This window comes from Gillisia sp. CAL575, assembly GCF_000403785.1.
GTDB lineage: Bacteria > Bacteroidota > Bacteroidia > Flavobacteriales > Flavobacteriaceae > Gillisia.
The window spans coordinates 25,053-42,089 of the sequence record NZ_APHJ01000030.1 but is presented as its reverse complement, the minus strand read 5'-3'; the positions used below and the strand labels follow the sequence as shown (position 1 = coordinate 42,089).

Genomic DNA, 17,037 nt, shown 5'->3' with positions numbered 1-17,037 from the left:
GCTCCCGCATAATTAGAACCGTACTTCCACGGCTAAATTTTCTCCAAGGCTTCAAAAATTTTACGCCGCGGAAGCACTACACTTGCAAAAAAGAAGTTCTTAAGAAGATAAATCTGCCAGGAACCATCATGCGTCAATTACTTACTCTAGTTAATTTATTTTATCACTCGTCTCAGGGTGACGAGATAACTATCATGAAATAAAAATAGATTTACATAACTTTTTTACTAGAATTATTATAAACCTTTCTTTTTTGCTATTTCTTCCAGTGCCAGATTATCCTTACTTCCAATATGTGTATGTTTTTTAATATGTGCGGGAATATAAGTTCCATTTTCAACCTGCCCTCCTATATCTTTATATGCTTCTCGAAAAGACTTTCCTTGTATTACCAGATCATTAATACTATCTACTGTAAAGAGATATTTATACTTCTCATCCTGCATATCTATATCTTTAACCTTGATAAGTGCGATCGAGTGGATGAATACATCTAAAATTTCTTTGATATTTTCAACAGCATAAATGCTATTCTCTTTAATTAACTGAAAATCTCTATGGTAACCACTAGGAAGATTATTGGTGATCAAGATCATTTCATTAGCAATAGCCTGAAGTTTGTTACATTTCCCTCTAATCAATTCAAATACATCCGGATTCTTTTTGTGAGGCATAATGCTGGATCCCGTGGTGAGTTCATCCGGAAAGCTGATGAAATCAAAATTCTGACTCATATACAAACAGATGTCCATAGAAAATCTTGAAAGCGTATTGGCAAGTGAAGCAATATTGGAAGTTACCGTTCGCTCACATTTTCCCCGGCTCATTTGAGCTGCAACCACATTATATTTTAATGTTTTAAAACCTAATTCCTTTGTTGTGAATTCCCGGTCTATAGGAAACGAAGAACCATAACCAGCCGCAGATCCTAATGGATTTTGATCTACAATCTTCAGTCCTGCCTGCAACAAATACAGATCATCTATCATTATTTCGGCATAAGCTGAAAACCATAAACCAAAGGAGGATGGCATCGCGACTTGTAGATGTGTATAACCCGGAAGTAATTTATTCTGATGCTCCTTAGCAAGTCCTAAAAGTACATCAATAAGATTTTCAGTTTTCGAATAAATCTCTGATAAATTCGCTTTAAAATAAAGCTGCATAGCCACTAAAACCTGATCGTTCCTGGATCGGGCAGTATGAATCTTCTTTCCGGTATCTCCCAGAGTTTTTGTGAGTTCAAATTCAATCTTAGAATGCACATCTTCAAAATCCTCCTCGATCACAAAACTGCCATCGGCTACCTGAGTTTGAAGTTTGTTGAGTTCTACTAAAATATCCTCCACCTCATCTGAGGTTAAAATTTCAATTTTTCCAAGCATTTTAGCATGTGCTTTGGAGGCTGTAATATCATATTCAGCTAGAAAAAGATCCAATTCCCGATCGTTCCCAACGGTAAATTTTTCAATCTTCTTATCTATAGAAATACCTTTATCCCAGAGTTTCATAATCTTTACATTTAAATTTGTCTAACTGAATCTGTTTCAGTCAAACCTTATACTTATTTCTTTAATGCCCGCTGAAGCAGACTTATATACATTTCAATCCCTTCCTCTATCTCTTTCACGTAAATGAATTCATCTGCGGAATGTGATCTGGTAGAATCACCAGGCCCAAGTTTTAAAGAAGGACAAGATAACATTGCCTGATCGGATAAAGTTGGTGAGCCATATGTTGACATTCCCAATCCAGTTCCGGCCACGACCAATGGATGTTCCATAGAGATCGAAGAAGAATTCAACCGCAGAGAACGAGGAATAATTTCATCTACTGGTGCATTTTTTTCTAAAATTTCGGCAACCTCTGCATTGCTATATCGGTCGTTCACTCGTACATCTATCACAAGATCTACAGATGCCGGCACTACATTATGCTGGCTCCCTGCATTTATTTGTGATACCGTAAGTTTTACTTCCCCCAAAGATTCTGAAACTTTTTCAAATTTAAAATTCTTAAACCAATCCAGTACAGAGATACATTTATAAATGGCACTATCATTATTAGGGTGCGCTGCATGAGATGGGGTTCCTTTCACTTTGGCATCAAAAACCACCAATCCTTTTTCTGCAACAGCCATTAGCATTAGCGTTGGTTCTCCCACAATAGCAACATCGATTTTTGGAATTAATGGTAATAAACTTGCTACCCCATTTTTGCCATTTATTTCCTCCTCTGCAGTTCCTGCAAAAAGCAAATTAAAATTCAGATCTTGTGCTTCAAAGAAATAGGTGAAAGTAGCCAGTAAGGAGACCAAACATCCTCCGGCATCATTGCTTCCTAAGCCATATAATTTTCCATCTTCAATAGTTGCTGCGAAAGGATCACGAGTATAGGCAGAATTAGGTTTAACGGTATCGTGATGAGAATTTAATAACAAGGTTGGTTTCCCATGATCGAAATGCTTGTTCACGGCCCACACGTTATTACCACTCCGCTGAAATGGAATTTCAAATTCTTGTAGCCAATTTTCCAACAATGCTGCTGTACCTTCCTCTTCAGAAGAAAATGATTGTGTCTCTATAAGATCTTGCAACAACTTTATAGCTTTCTTTTGAAGCCTTGAAATTTCCATTATTTTATAATTTTTGTATGTTGAGTTCCTTTTTGAAGCAAATTTGGCCCTCCTAAATAAACCTCAGAAACTGCATGCTCCAGGGCATAAAAACAATTGTGCAATTTTGGAAGCATCCCTTCACTAATTATATTCTTATTCAATAAATTCTGATAAGTCCGGGTATCTAATAGCTCTATCACCGAGTTATCATCCAAAGGATCTTTCAAAACCCCATTTTTTTCAAAACAAAAAAACAATTCGGTTTGATAGGTTTCAGAAAAAGCAATAGCTATTTCCGCAGCTACCGAGTCGGCATTCGTATTAAAAAGCTCCCCTTCATTACTACATGAAATAGCTGAAAATACCGGGATAATATCATTTCCCAGAAGTGAAGAAATAAACTTGGTATTAATTTCTTCTACATCCCCAACAAATCCAAAATCAATCTCTTTATTAACACGTCGCTTGGAGATAATACTTTTTCCATCTGCGCCACAAAGCCCTACGGCATTACTTTTTATGCCCTGCAATTTGGCTACAATTTTCTTATTAATTAGTCCTGCATACACCATGGTGATCACATCCATTGCATTGGCATCTGTTATTCTTCTCCCATCGATCATATTCGTCTTGAATCCTAACCTATCGGACAATTCGGTTGCCATCTTACCGCCACCATGAACTAATATTTTAGGCCCTTCCAATTGAGAAAAATCATGAAGAAAAGCACTTAAACTCGCCTCATTTTCAATGAGCTTCCCTCCTATTTTTACAATTTTTAAAATTTGTTTTTTCATTCTGATAATTCTTAGCCCTTCAATAATTTTTTCAATACCGCCTGGGCAGCAAAAGTTCGGTTATTTGCCTGATGGATCACCACAGAATTTTCACTGTCCAGCACGTCATCTGCAATTACTACATTTCTTCTTACCGGTAAACAATGCATCACTTTCGCATTGTTTGTAACTCGTAATTTTTCCTGATTAAATGTCCAATCTCGATCCGTTTTAAGTACTTTCCCATAATTTTCATAACTACTCCAGTTCTTCACATAAACAAAATCCGCATTTTTTAATGCTTCCTCCTGATCATGAAATACCCTTGTGTTTTTAGTAATTTCAGAATTCAAATTATAACCTTCCGGATTCGCAATGCATAGCTCAACATCCATTTTCTGCATCATCTGTACAAACGAATTAGGTACTGCATGTGGTAAGGCTTTTGGATGAGGAGCCCAAGTTAGAACCACCTTAGGGCGTTTCACTTTCTTAAGTTCCGTAATTGTGAGTGCATCTGTAAGTGCCTGCAAAGGATGGCCTGTAGCACTTTCCATATTTAAAATAGGCACAAAAGCATATTTTTTAAAACCATTCATCACTAGTTCCGCATTATCTCTTGCTTTATCTTTTAATTCTGGAAATGCACGTACCGCAATGATATCGCAATACTGTGAAAGTACTGCGGCACCCTCTTTAATATGTTCCGCTTTATTAGAATCCATTATTTGGCCGTCCTCAAATTCCAAAGCCCAAGCGTCGCTATTAATATTCATTACCATGACTTCCATTCCCAATAATTTAGCAGCTTTTTCTGTGCTGAGTCGGGTTCTTAAACTCGGATTAAAAAACAGCATTCCCAAGGTCTTTCCTTTTCCCAGTTCGGGATCCGAATTATTTTTTTTAAGTTGTCGAGCTTCCTCCAGCAAGGCCGGAAGATCCTCTATATCGGTTAAATCGATGTAATTCTTCATTTTAATATAATTTCTTTATACAATGATCCTAAGTGCTAACTAGTTAGGATAATCTTTAATGTGTATTTCTACTTTTCGTCCACCATCGTCACCCTGAACTCGTTTCAGGGTCTCTCTGGATTCACTTAGATGCTGAAACAAGTTCAGCATGACGAAAAACATGAATCTAGCCAGTTAAAAGTGATTAATAGGGTTGAACCAAACAATCAGTTTCAAATTAATAGTTTTTCAATTCAATTTTCAGGGCTTTAAAGAACATTTCAAAATGTTTTTGCTCGATATTCAATGGTGGTAAAATTCGAAGTAACTTCTTGTTGGATGCAGCCCCTGTAAATATGTGATGGTTAAAAAGCAGTGACTTTCTAAGTGCTGCGATCTCAAAATCAAACTCTAGTCCTAGCATTAACCCTCTTCCTTTCAGCTTCTTTATCTGCGGGATTTTTGCCACCTCTTGCTGCACAAAATCAAACATTTTTTTTGCATTGTTCATGAGCTGCTCTTTTTCAATCACCTCCAATACTGCAATTCCGGCAGCACAGGCCAAATGATTCCCACCAAAAGTAGTTCCTAACATTCCATGTTTTGCAGGAATAGAGCTATCTATTAAGATCCCTCCAATTGGAAAGCCATTTCCCATGCCTTTTGCTATAGAAATAATATCCGGACGAAGCTTATGTTTTTGATAGGCGAAGAAATCTCCTGTTCTACCATATCCGGCTTGAACCTCATCGGCAATTAATACCGCATCATATTGCTCACATAATGCTGCTGTTTGCTGATAGAATCCGGTACTTGCTTCATCCAATCCTCCAACTCCCTGAATAAATTCGATAATCACGGCAGCAGTTTCTCCTTTTTTCAACTCCTCTTCCAGTCCTGAAATATCTTCGAAGGCTATTTTACAGGTGCTGTGTACTTTATTTAAAGGTGCTTTGATCCCTTCATTATCTGTTACTGCAACCGCAGCCGAAGTTCTTCCGTGAAAAGCATTATTAAAATAGATTACATTGCTTTTTCCGGTATGGAAGGATGCCAGTTTTAAGGCATTTTCATTCGCTTCTGCACCCGAATTGCACAAAAACAGACTATATTCTGTGATTTTTGCTGCTTTTTCTAACTTTTTAGCTAATTCTTCTTGTAAAGGATTTTTTATAGAATTTGAGTAAAACCCCAATTTCTGTAATTGCGCTCCAAGCTTTTCTACATAACGTGGATGAGAATGACCTATAGAGATCACAGCATGTCCTCCGTATAGATCTAAATACTTAGTACCCTTTTCATCAAACACAAAACAGCCTTCCCCTTTAACCGGAGTAATATCATATAAGGGATAAACGTCAAATAACTCCATATTTAAAGTTTTGTAATTGAATTAATTTTTTTAAATGAAGCCTGAATTCCTTTGATAAGCGAAGAACTTAAACCTCCATGCTCCATTTCATTCAAACCCTCAATTGTGCAACCACGAGGGGTTGTAACCTTATCTATTTCTTCTTCCGGATGATTCCCCGATTCTATCAGGAGACTGGCAGCACCTAAACAGGTTTGCATAGAAAGCTCTTGTGCCTCTTTAGCATCAAAACCAAGTTGTACAGCGCCTTGGGTTGTAGCTCGAATTAAACGCATCCAAAATGCAATCCCACTTGCACAAATCACAGTTGCTGCCTGCATCTTAGATTCCGGAATAATTACACTTGTTCCCAGTCTATTAAATATAGCTTCGGCAATTGCAATTCGCTTCTCCCCTTTTACATTACTGCAAAGGCAAGTCATGGATTTTCCTACTGCAATTGCTGTATTAGGCATGGCTCGAATTATGAATTGATCTTCTCCTACAATTTCTTCGATCCTTGGGATATTAAAGCCCGTCACAGTAGAGATCAATATGTGCTTCTCCGTCAATGAATTCTTTATTTCATGCAAAATAGCTTCCAGCTGAAGAGGCTGTACTGCGAAGATGATCACATCTGAATTTTGAATTGCTTCCAAATTATCTGAAGTCAATTTCACCCCGGAATACTCTTCAAGATCCTTAATGCTTTCAAGCTTTCTTTTTGAAAGATACAGCGTGGTAATCGCATTTTTTACGATCAGCCCTTTTGCTATAGATTTCCCCAGATTCCCTGTTCCTATAATTGCTACTTTCATATTTTATTTGTTTAGCAACACTTTATTATGTGTTTTAATTTAAAAATAACTGGCTTTTAACTGAAGTCCCTGCTTCTCAGGAAATCCAAACATCAAATTCATGTTTTGCACTGCCTGTCCGGAAGCACCTTTCAATAAATTATCTATTACACTTGTAATCAATAATTTACTATTATATTTCTGAAGTTTCATCAAACACTTATTAGTGTTCACAACTTGTTTCAGGTGAACCTCTTCCTCTATCACAAATGTGAATGCTGCGTCATTATAATAGGTATCATATAGAGCTTTGGCATCTTCTAGGCTTCCTTCAAAATAGGTGTAAGTAGTTGCAAAAATTCCTCTGGAAAAATTCCCTCTATTCGGAATAAAATTTACCTCAGAAGCAAAATTTGGCTGAAGCATTTTAAGGCTCTGACCTATCTCATTTAAGTGTTGATGTTCAAATTCCTTATATGCTGAAAAGTTATTGTCCCGCCAGGTAAAATGCGAGGTAGAAGAAAGTGAAGTCCCTGCACCGGTTGCCCCGGTAACAGCATTTATATGCAATTCATCCTTAAGCAACTTCTCCGCTGCCAATGGAAGCACTGCTAAACTAATCGCGGTGGCAAAACATCCCGGATTAGCTATAAATTGTGCCTTTTTAATTTCCTCTTTTTTAAACTCAGGCAAACCATAAACAAAAGAATGATCGTTGGAATGCATTCTATAATCTGTACTAAGATCTATGACTTTAGTTAGTTTTGAAAATGTATTGTTTTTTAAAAATTCTATCGAATTTCCATGCCCTAAACACAAGAAAACAACATCTACTTCAGGATTAATGTTTCCACTAAACCTTAGAGCTGTTTCTCCTAACAAGTCTTGATGTATCGCTGAAATCTGTGAACCAGCCTGAGAAGTACTATAAACGAAATCCAAGTTGACATCCGGATGCCTTAATAGGATTCTTAGTAATTCTCCGGCCGTGTATCCGGCACCTCCAATTATTCCTGCTGTTATCATGCCTGATTTTTTACGTGTTGATGGATCTTCCCTGAATTTGACAGGATTTTTATAAAGCCTTTAGCATCGGTTGCAGTCCAGGCTGTATTCTCTTCCCCGTATTTCCCAAATCCGTTGTTCATAAGATCAAACTTAGATTCTATTCCGTTAAGGGTAAATCTATAAGGATGTAAACTTATAGATACAGTCCCGGTAACTTGTTCCTGAGAACTTTGTAAAAATGCTTCAAAATCTCTCATTACAGGATCCAGATATTGTCCTTCATGCAAATGTGTTCCATACCAATTGGCTATATAATCTTTATGCTGTAATTGCCATTTACTTAAAGTGTGTTTCTCTAATAAATGGTGTGCTTTTAAAATGATCGTTGCCGATGCTGCCTCAAAGCCTACTCTTCCTTTTATTCCAATAATAGTATCTCCCACGTGAATATCCCGCCCAATTGCATATTTGGAAGCGAGTACTTCTAAGGTTTCTATGATGTTTTCCGGAGTATCTTCTTTGCCATTGATCGCACTTAATTCTCCTTTCTTAAAGCTAAGACTAATTTGTTTAAGCTCAGTTTCTGTAAGTTGAGATGGGTAGGCAGCTTCCGGTAATGATTTATTTGAAGTAAGCGTTTCAGCACCTCCAACACTTGTACCCCAAAGTCCTTTGTTTACAGAGTATTTTGCCTTTTCCCAGTTCATTGCTACCCCATGCGATTTAAGATATTCAATTTCCTCTTGTCTGGTTAATTGCTTGTCTCTAATGGGGGTAATTATTTCTAAGTCTGGAGCTAATATTTGAAAGATCATATCAAATCTTACCTGATCATTACCCGCACCTGTACTTCCGTGCGCAATAGCATCGGCTCCCATTTTCTTCGCATAATTCACGATCTCAATGGCTTGTATAATCCGTTCAGCACTTACAGATAAAGGGTAGGTGTTATTTTTAAGAACATTCCCGAAAATTAAATACTTTACTACTTTGTTGTAGAATGTTGAAACCGCATTGATATTCTTATAGGATTTCGCTCCCATCTTAACTGCTTTCTCACCTATCTCTTTTATTTCTTCTTCAGAAAATCCGCCGGTATTCACACTTACCGCATGAAGCTCTGTATTTTCTTTCTGAGATAAATACTTTGCACAATAGGAAGTATCTAAACCACCACTATATGCTATTACTATTTTTTTCATATTTTATTTTTTAAACTTTCTTGTCAAAATATCCTGAAAATTTTCAGACTTGTTTAAACCTCTCATAATTGAGATTCTGAAACCAGCTACCATTGACATATTTTTAATTAATTACTATAGACACTGAAACAAGTTCAGGGTGACGATGCTGGTTCCTCGAAATCCCGTCATGCTGAACTTGTTTCAGCATCTAATTAGAGATGCTAATAATTATGTCAATTTCCTACGATAGATAAAACTTTTTATCCCGGGGCTCAGAATGACAATTATTTATAATTTTTATTCCTTTTTAGCATTTTCCTTTTTATAGAAAAGCGTTTGCTTAATATTCTTTAGCCTTCTATAAGTTTTCTCATTGAAGGTTTCATGTCTTGGCTTTTCACTTTTCTTCTTATTGGGATCGTACATCATGCCGGTACATAAGCACATTTTACGCTCTGTACGGGTAAGAATATCGTAGTTTTTACATGTTTGACATCCTTTCCAGAAACTTTCATCATCGGTTAGTTCAGAAAATGTAACGGGTTGGTAACCCAATTCATAATTGATCTTCATTACCGCAAGACCTGTAGTTATTCCAAAGATCTTAGCTCCGGGAAATTTCTTTTTGGAATGTTCGAAAATGGCTTTTTTAATATCTTTCGCCAATCCCTGATTTCTATATTCCGGACTTACAATAAGCCCTGAGTTGGCGACAAACTTATCGTGTCCCCAGACTTCTATGTAACAGAATCCTGCAAAATTATCTCCATCTAATGCAATAATAGCGTTGCCATTCTCCATTTTGGTGATAACATATTCTGGAGTTCTTCGGGCGATACCCGTACCCCTTACTTTAGCTGATTCTGCTATAGTTTCGCAAATGATCTCTGCATATTTTGCATGAGATTTATTAGCAATGAGTATTTTCATCTGCTAAAAGATTAAAGTTTGAATTAAAAAATTTTTGATATTTCTGAAGGAAGAACCGGACTCACCTAAGTTCCATAAAGTTATATACGCACAAGGCGGCGCGGAAAACTGCGTACGGGAGAATTTGCAGAAATGTTTCTGAAATTATTTAAAATATATATGGAAATTGTGTTTTTCAAGATTGTAAAAAGTAAAATAATATTAAAAAAAGAGAATGCGCAGCTTACCGACTTAAGCGGGGCCTAAAGCGCAAAATGGGTAATATTATCTTTATAGTTGAAATCACGTGGTAAATTTAAACAATTTTTTAAAAGGGCATACTTAATTATATTAAAAATTGAAATAAGTCCGGATTATCGTTTAAATATTGTCCATAAAATTTATACTCTTTCATCCGCTGTACTAAAGGGGCAAAGTCTTTTGGATCTTTAAGTTCTATTCCCACAACCGCAGGACCATTTTCTCTGTGGTGTTTTTTAGAATATTCAAAATGAGTAATATCGTCGTCTGGCCCAAGAACTTTTGCAACAAATTGCTTTAATGCTCCTGCGCGTTGTGGAAAAGGCACTATGAAATAATGTTTAAGGCCGGCATACAGCAATGCTTTTTCTTTTATTTCCGCAGTTCGGGTAATATCGTTATTACTTCCACTTACAACACAAACCACATTTTTCCCTTTGATCTCATCGGCAAAAGTATCTAGAGCAGTAATAGACATTGCTCCCGCCGGTTCTACTACTATCGCATCCTGATTATACAAATCCAGGATGGTCTGACATATTTTACCTTCTGGCACCGTGATCATATCATCCAGAAAATTCTTGCATAATTCGAAATTTCTAACCCCTACTTTCTGTACAGCAGCTCCATCTACAAACCTATCAATCTCCGTAAGTTCTATAAGTTTCCCCATTTTTAGGGAGGTACTCATAGAGGGTGCTCCTTCAGGTTCCACCCCAATAATCTTAGTATTGGGAGATAGTTGCTTAAACACCGAAGATAGTCCGGCAAGTAAACCTCCACCTCCAAGAGGTGCGAAAATATAATCTATTGGCCCGTCGGCTTGATTCAATATTTCCAAACCAATTGTAGCTTGGCCTTCTATTACTTTTTCATCATCGAAAGGATGAATAAAGACCATCTCGTTCTTATCCCCATATTTTATTGCACTTTTATAAGAATCATCAAAAGTGTCGCCCTTCAAGACTACCTCTACCCATTCTCCGCCAAACATTCTTGTTTGCTCCACCTTTTGTTTGGGAGTAGTTATAGGCATATAGATCACGCCTTTAACCTCTAGCTTATTACATGCAAAAGCCACTCCTTGGGCATGATTCCCGGCACTGGCACAAATCACGCCTTGGCCTAATTGATCCTTTGGTAAACTCGAGATCTTATTATATGCTCCACGTATCTTATAGGATCTAACCTGCTGCAGATCTTCCCTTTTAAACATAACATTGGCTTCGTACCTCTTACTGTAGGTAAAAGATGGAGCTAATGGAGTTTTGATCGCAACCTTTGAGATTCGTTCTGCAGCTTGCTTCACGGCCTCAATTTGTGGAATATATATGTCTTTTTTAACCAAGGAATTGCTCATTATGCGTGTATTATTTTCATTTCGGTCATGGCCTCTCTAAGCTGTTCCCCTATAATTTCTACTGGATGATTTCTAATAGAGGCATTCACTTTGATCAATTTTTTATTATCTACTCCGGAATCCTTTGTGCCATAGGCTTTTCCTATTAATCCCGATTCCAGATTGTTGATATAATCTTTAATCAATGGCTTACAGGAATGATCAAAAAGATAACACCCATATTCAGCAGTATCAGAAATAATTCTGTTCATCTCATAAAGTTTTTTACGAGCTATTGTGTTTGCAATTAATGGAGTTTCATGTAAGGATTCATAATATGCAGATTCTGCAATGATTCCGGCTTCTACCATAGTTTCAAAAGCCAACTCAACTCCAGATTTTACAAAAGCAACCAATAAGAGCCCCTTATCAAAATATTCCTGCTCAGAGATTTCTTCCGTGGTCGCAGCTGTTTTTTCAAAAGCGGTATTTTCTGTAGCTGCTCGCCATTCTAATAATTCCTTATCGTCTTTGTCCCAATCTTCCATCATTCGGGTACTAAAGGCCCCAGAAATAATGTCGTCCATATGTTTTTGAAAAAGAGGACGCATGATCGTTTTTAATTCCTCTGATATTTCCGCAGCTTTGATTTTCGCCGGATTGGAAAGTCTATCCATCATATTAGTGATCCCTCCATGTTTCAAAGCTTCGGTAATAGTTTCCCAACCATACTGAATTAATTTTGCCGCATATGCAGGTTCCACTCCTTCGGCTACCATTTTATCAAAACTTAAAATAGATCCGGTTTGGAGCACACCACATAAAATAGTTTGTTCACCCATTAGGTCCGATTTTACTTCGGCCACAAAAGATGAATCCAATACACCAGCCCTATGTCCTCCTGTTGCAAATGCATATGCTTTTGCCCAATCGTATCCTTTTCCTTCTGGATCGTTCTCCGGATGAACGGCTATTAGGGTAGGAACACCAAAGCCTCTCTTATATTCCTCTCTAACCTCAGATCCTGGACATTTAGGAGCCACCATTATTACTGTAATATCTTCCCGGATCTTCATTCCTTCTTCCACAATATTGAAACCATGAGAATAAGACAAAGCAGCACCTTTTTTAATAAGCGGCACTATTTTCTTTATAACTGAAGTATGTTGTTTATCTGGAGTTAAATTTATTACTAGGTCTGCAGAAGGGATAAACTCTTCATAAGTACCAACTTTAAAATTGTTTGAAGAAGCATTTTTAAAAGATTGCCTTTGATCTTTGATAGCATCTTCTCTTAAAGCATAGGTGATATCAAGTCCGCTGTCGCGCATGTTCAAACCTTGATTTAAACCTTGAGCACCACAACCTACTATTACTATTTTTTTATCTTTTAAAGCATTAATTCCTTCGCTAAATTCTTCACTTAGCATAAATCTGCAAGTCCCCAATTGGGCTAATTGATCTCTTAAGGAAAGGCTATTAAAATAATTTGTCATGAGTTTATATTTATGGTATTAAAATCTTCAAGAATACTTGAGATTGGCATTTCATTTTTGGATACTGCTATTTTTCCGGATCGAACAAACTGCATTAATCCATAGGGTTTTAGTTTATCGTATAAATTATCTATTTCGTGGCGTTTACCAGTTTTCTCAATAACAAAGAATTTTGGAGTCACCGTAACTATTCGTGCATTGGTCTCTTTTATGAAATCCTGAATAGTGAGGTCTTCAACAAATTCGGCCGAATTCACCTTATAAAGTGCTGTTTCCTGAAAGATCAGCTCTTCATCTGTATGATAATAAGCGCGAATAACTTCAATTTGTTTCTCAATTTGACCGATGATCTTCTTCACTTGCTCTTCGGTAATTTCCACCACGATTATAAACCGCATTACCTCATTTACCTCGCTTTTCGAAGCTGTGATACTTTCTATATTGAAGTGTCTCTTCAGAAAGATCGCTGCGATTCTGCTCAATAATCCTATGTTGTTTTCCGTATATATGGAAATTGTATAATTTTTCTTTTCCATTATTCTAATCTTATGTCTGAAACTGACGCTCCCGTTGGAATCATTGGGAACACATTTTCTTCCTGTTCTACTTTTACCTCTAAGAAATATGCCTCCGGAGAATCCATCATTTCTTTAATAGCATCTTTTAACTCGCTACGTTCAGTAACTTTTTTAGCTTTTATGAAATATCCTTTGGCTATCGCCACAAAATCAGGATTTATCAACTCGGTACTGGCATAGCGTTTATCAAAAAACATTTGTTGCCATTGCCTAACCATACCTAGAAATCCGTTGTTAAGTACTACAATTTTTACAGGAACTTTTGTTTGAAAGATGGTTCCTAATTCCTGGATGGTCATTTGATATCCACCATCACCAATTATTGCTACAACTTCTCTCTCTGGCATTCCCATTTTCGCACCTATTGCTGCTGGCAAGGCAAATCCCATAGTGCCTAAGCCCCCAGATGTAACATTACTTCTGGTTTTATTGAACTTCGCATATCTGCAAGCTACCATTTGGTGTTGGCCAACGTCTGAAACTATAATAGCATCCCCTTTAGAAGAAGTATTTATTTCATCTATTACCTCTGCCATTCCCAGTTTCCCTTCTTTCCCGTTCAGTTCATTATTAATGATCTTGTCATATTCAATTTTGTATAGATCTTTGAATTTCTGATGCCAGGCATCATGATTCTTCGACTTTAAAAATCCTAGTAACAATTGCAAGGTTTCTTTTACATCTCCCAATACGGCAACCTCTGCTTTTACATTTTTATCGATCTCGGCCGGATCTATTTCAAAATGGATCACCTTTGCTTGTTTGGCATAATGCTCAAGATTTCCTGTAACCCTATCGTCAAAACGCATCCCAATTGCTATTAGGACATCGCAATCGTTGGTAAGAACATTTGGTCCATAATTTCCATGCATACCAACCATCCCCACATTTAAAGGATGATCTGTTGCCATCGCGGACAGACCAAGAATAGTCCATGCCGAAGGAATTCCAGCTTTTTCCACCACTTGTTGTAATAAGGCTTCTGCCCCTCCTAAAATAACTCCCTGACCAAAAACGATCATCGGTTTCTTAGCAGAATTAATTAAGTCTGCTGCCCGTTCTATTTCTGAAAGATTTACTTTCGGAAAAGGCTTGTAGCTTCTTATTCCGGTACATTTTTTATAATTGAATTCCAAACTTGCAAACTGAGCATCTTTTGTAATATCAATTAATACAGGGCCGGGACGTCCAGATCTGGCAATGTAAAAGGCTTTTGCCAATACTTCAGGAATCTCTTCTGCTTTTGTTACTTGATAATTCCATTTAGTTACCGGGGTCGAGATTCCTACGATATCCGTCTCTTGAAAAGCATCACTTCCTAATAAATGTGAACCTACCTGCCCAGTAATACATACCATAGGTGTAGAATCTATCTGCGCATCGGCGATCCCTGTTACCAAATTTGTAGCTCCAGGACCAGAAGTGGCGATACATACACCTACTTTACCAGTTACTCTAGCATAACCTTGTGCGGCATGGGTAGCACCTTGTTCATGTCTTGTAAGGACGTGATGAAGTTTATCCTGATACTTATACAATTCGTCATAGACAGGCATGATGGCCCCTCCAGGATACCCATAAATAGTATCTATCCCTTCTTCCAACAAACATTTTATCACAGCTTCTGCTCCTGAAACCGTTGTTGGAGCTTGTTTGATAATCTTCTCCTTTTTGGCTGTTTTAACTTCCATAATTCAACTAATTAAAATTCATCTGTAACACATCCCTGCGAGGCAGAGGAAACTGTTTTTGCATATTTATAAAGCACTCCTTTATTGAATTTAAGTGGTGGTGCCACCCAATTTTTTCTTCGGCCCTCTATTTCTGAATCACTTAAGGCAACACTTATAGTATTGTTTTCGGCATTTATAGTGATCTCATCTCCATCCTTTAGGAATGCGATTAAACCACCTTCTTGAGCTTCAGGAGTAATGTGGCCTACCACAAACCCATGAGTTCCTCCGGAAAATCTCCCATCGGTAATAAGGGCAACGTCTTTACCTAATTTAGCTCCCATAATTGCAGCAGTAGGTTTCAGCATTTCAGGCATTCCAGGTCCACCCTTTGGGCCTTCAAATCGTATCACTATTACATCTCCTTTGCTTACTTTCCCTTCTGAAATTCCGTCATTAGCTTCATATTCCGAATTATAAACCTTTGCTTTCCCCTTAAATTTTAAACCTTCTTTCCCTGTGATCTTAGCTACAGAACCTTCTGTTGCTAAATTCCCGTATAGAATGCGGATGTGTCCTGTTTTCTTAATAGGATTATTTAGTGGGTGGATTACATCTTGTCCCTCCTCTAGATCTGGAACATCCTCAAGATTTTCTGCCAATGTCTTTCCAGTTACCGTTAAACAATCCCCATGAAGCATTCCTTCTTTCAGCATATATTTAAGAACGGCAGGAATTCCTCCAACCCTGTGTACATCTTCCATAAGATATTTCCCACTTGGTTTTAGATCGGCTAAAAAAGGAGTGGAATCACATATTTTTCCAAAATCGTCCATTCCAAATTCTACTTCAGCTGCTTTAGCTATTGCTAAATAATGCAGCACGGCATTGGTTGAACCTCCAAGTACGGTAAGTAATCTTATGGCATTTTCCATCGATTTTCTAGTTACTATATCCTTTGGTTTTATATCTTTTTCTATTAATAATCGGATTGCCTTTCCGGCCTCTATACTCTCACTTTTCTTTTCATTACCAATAGCTGGGTTAGATGAGTTGTAAGGCAGGGCCATTCCCAAAGCTTCAATAGTAGAAGCCATTGTATTTGCTGTATACATCCCTCCACAAGCTCCAGCTCCCGGACATGCTTTCTCTATAACGCCATCATAATCCTCGTCACTAATTTCTCCAGCTACCTTTGCTCCCCATGCTTCAAAAGCTGAGACAACATCCAGTTTTTCACCTTTATGACATCCGGAAGCTATAGTGCCGCCATATACTAAAATTGCGGGACGGTTTACTCTCAACATCGCCATCAAGGCTCCTGGCATATTCTTATCACATCCTACCACCGTAATCATCGCGTCATAAGACATTGCTTGTACCACAGTTTCCATAGAGTCGGCAATAAGATCTCGGGAAGGCAAGGAATATCTCATTCCCGGAGTACCCATAGAAATCCCATCACTTACCCCAATGGTATTGAAGATAAGACCCACCATTTTATTGGAATTACAACCTTCTTTAACCAATTTGGCCAGGTCGTTGAGATGCATATTACATGGATTCCCCTCATAACCTGTACTGGCAATACCAACAAAAGGCTTTTTAAAATCTTCCTTCGTTAAGCCGATGGCATGTAGCATGGCTTGGGCTGCAGGGTTGGAATCGTTTTGTGTTAAAATCTGACTATATTTATTATCCATCGTTATTTATCAATCAAAATATTAATTAAAAGTAGTTTCTTAGTAGTAGAAGCATATATATAGCTCTATATGAAAATTAATTCCAAAAGAAGAATTAAAATTTTAATATACTGATTATCAATACTTTATCATTGTTCATGTTACGATAGCTGAAGGAATCAAGTTTTTATAACACAAAAATTCTGCGAAACCAACCATACTGAAGACTCTCAACTTGATTGGACAACAATTTTTTAATTATCCTTAATTTATTAGTCCTAAAACTGAATATTCCCTTTTTATAAGAGGTTATATTTTCAAAACAATAAAATCACGGTTTGTAAAAAGCAGCTAATATTTTTTAGTGATTAGCTTAAAAATGAGCAATGCCCATATTATTGAAAGAGATAATT

14 protein-coding genes are annotated in these 17,037 nt (G+C 37.3%); all 14 read right to left on the bottom strand.

Annotated elements, in window-relative coordinates; all coding sequences use genetic code 11:
• Positions 1-236: 236 nt before the first annotated feature.
• The 14 genes from argH to ilvD all read right to left on the bottom strand — a co-directional run bounded on the left by argH (position 237) and on the right by ilvD (position 16,645).
• The gene (gene argH, locus I130_RS10895; RefSeq protein ID WP_034922960.1) at positions 237-1,511 is read right to left on the bottom strand and encodes an argininosuccinate lyase; all 1,275 of its coding nucleotides are present in this window, start codon (positions 1,509-1,511) and stop codon (positions 237-239) included.
• Between the two features lie 53 nt (positions 1,512-1,564).
• The gene (locus I130_RS10890; protein WP_034922958.1) at positions 1,565-2,635 is read right to left on the bottom strand and encodes a M20 family metallo-hydrolase; all 1,071 of its coding nucleotides are present in this window, start codon (positions 2,633-2,635) and stop codon (positions 1,565-1,567) included.
• Positions 2,635-3,414, bottom strand: coding sequence for an acetylglutamate kinase (argB, locus tag I130_RS10885; RefSeq protein WP_034922956.1), 780 nt, complete (start codon positions 3,412-3,414; stop codon positions 2,635-2,637). The genes I130_RS10890 and argB overlap by 1 nt, the downstream gene beginning before the upstream one ends.
• Positions 3,415-3,425: 11 nt before the next feature.
• Entirely contained in the window at positions 3,426-4,367 is a 942-nt protein-coding gene (locus tag I130_RS10880; RefSeq protein WP_034922954.1) for an N-acetylornithine carbamoyltransferase, read from the bottom strand.
• Positions 4,368-4,584: 217 nt separating this feature from the next.
• Positions 4,585-5,718 carry an aspartate aminotransferase family protein gene (locus I130_RS10875; RefSeq protein ID WP_034922952.1) on the bottom strand — a complete coding sequence of 378 codons (1,134 nt, stop codon included), beginning with the start codon at positions 5,716-5,718 and terminating at the stop codon, positions 4,585-4,587.
• Between the two features lie 2 nt (positions 5,719-5,720).
• The gene (gene proC, locus I130_RS10870) at positions 5,721-6,515 is read right to left on the bottom strand and encodes a pyrroline-5-carboxylate reductase (RefSeq protein ID WP_034922950.1); all 795 of its coding nucleotides are present in this window, start codon (positions 6,513-6,515) and stop codon (positions 5,721-5,723) included.
• A 39-nt stretch (positions 6,516-6,554) separates the two neighbouring features.
• The gene (gene argC, locus I130_RS10865; protein ID WP_034922946.1) at positions 6,555-7,520 is read right to left on the bottom strand and encodes an N-acetyl-gamma-glutamyl-phosphate reductase; all 966 of its coding nucleotides are present in this window, start codon (positions 7,518-7,520) and stop codon (positions 6,555-6,557) included.
• Positions 7,517-8,704 (bottom strand): argininosuccinate synthase, encoded by a 1,188-nt coding sequence (locus I130_RS10860; RefSeq protein ID WP_034922944.1) that lies wholly within the window; start codon positions 8,702-8,704, stop codon positions 7,517-7,519. Before I130_RS10860 ends, argC begins: the two co-directional genes overlap by 4 nt.
• A 279-nt stretch (positions 8,705-8,983) precedes the next feature.
• Positions 8,984-9,616 (bottom strand): GNAT family N-acetyltransferase, encoded by a 633-nt coding sequence (locus tag I130_RS10855; RefSeq protein ID WP_034922941.1) that lies wholly within the window; start codon positions 9,614-9,616, stop codon positions 8,984-8,986.
• A 325-nt stretch (positions 9,617-9,941) separates the two neighbouring features.
• Entirely contained in the window at positions 9,942-11,216 is a 1,275-nt protein-coding gene (gene ilvA / locus I130_RS10850) for a threonine ammonia-lyase IlvA (protein ID WP_034922938.1), read from the bottom strand.
• Positions 11,216-12,691 (bottom strand): ketol-acid reductoisomerase, encoded by a 1,476-nt coding sequence (gene ilvC / locus I130_RS10845; RefSeq protein WP_034922935.1) that lies wholly within the window; start codon positions 12,689-12,691, stop codon positions 11,216-11,218. The genes ilvA and ilvC overlap by 1 nt, the downstream gene beginning before the upstream one ends.
• The gene (ilvN, locus tag I130_RS10840; protein WP_034922933.1) at positions 12,688-13,227 is read right to left on the bottom strand and encodes an acetolactate synthase small subunit; all 540 of its coding nucleotides are present in this window, start codon (positions 13,225-13,227) and stop codon (positions 12,688-12,690) included. The genes ilvC and ilvN overlap by 4 nt, the downstream gene beginning before the upstream one ends.
• Positions 13,227-14,960, bottom strand: coding sequence for a biosynthetic-type acetolactate synthase large subunit (ilvB, locus tag I130_RS10835; protein ID WP_034922930.1), 1,734 nt, complete (start codon positions 14,958-14,960; stop codon positions 13,227-13,229). The genes ilvN and ilvB overlap by 1 nt, the downstream gene beginning before the upstream one ends.
• An 11-nt stretch (positions 14,961-14,971) precedes the next feature.
• Complete coding sequence (gene ilvD, locus I130_RS10830) at positions 14,972-16,645, bottom strand: dihydroxy-acid dehydratase (RefSeq protein ID WP_034922928.1); 1,674 nt, start codon at positions 16,643-16,645, stop codon at positions 14,972-14,974.
• Positions 16,646-17,037: the final 392 nt, after the last annotated feature.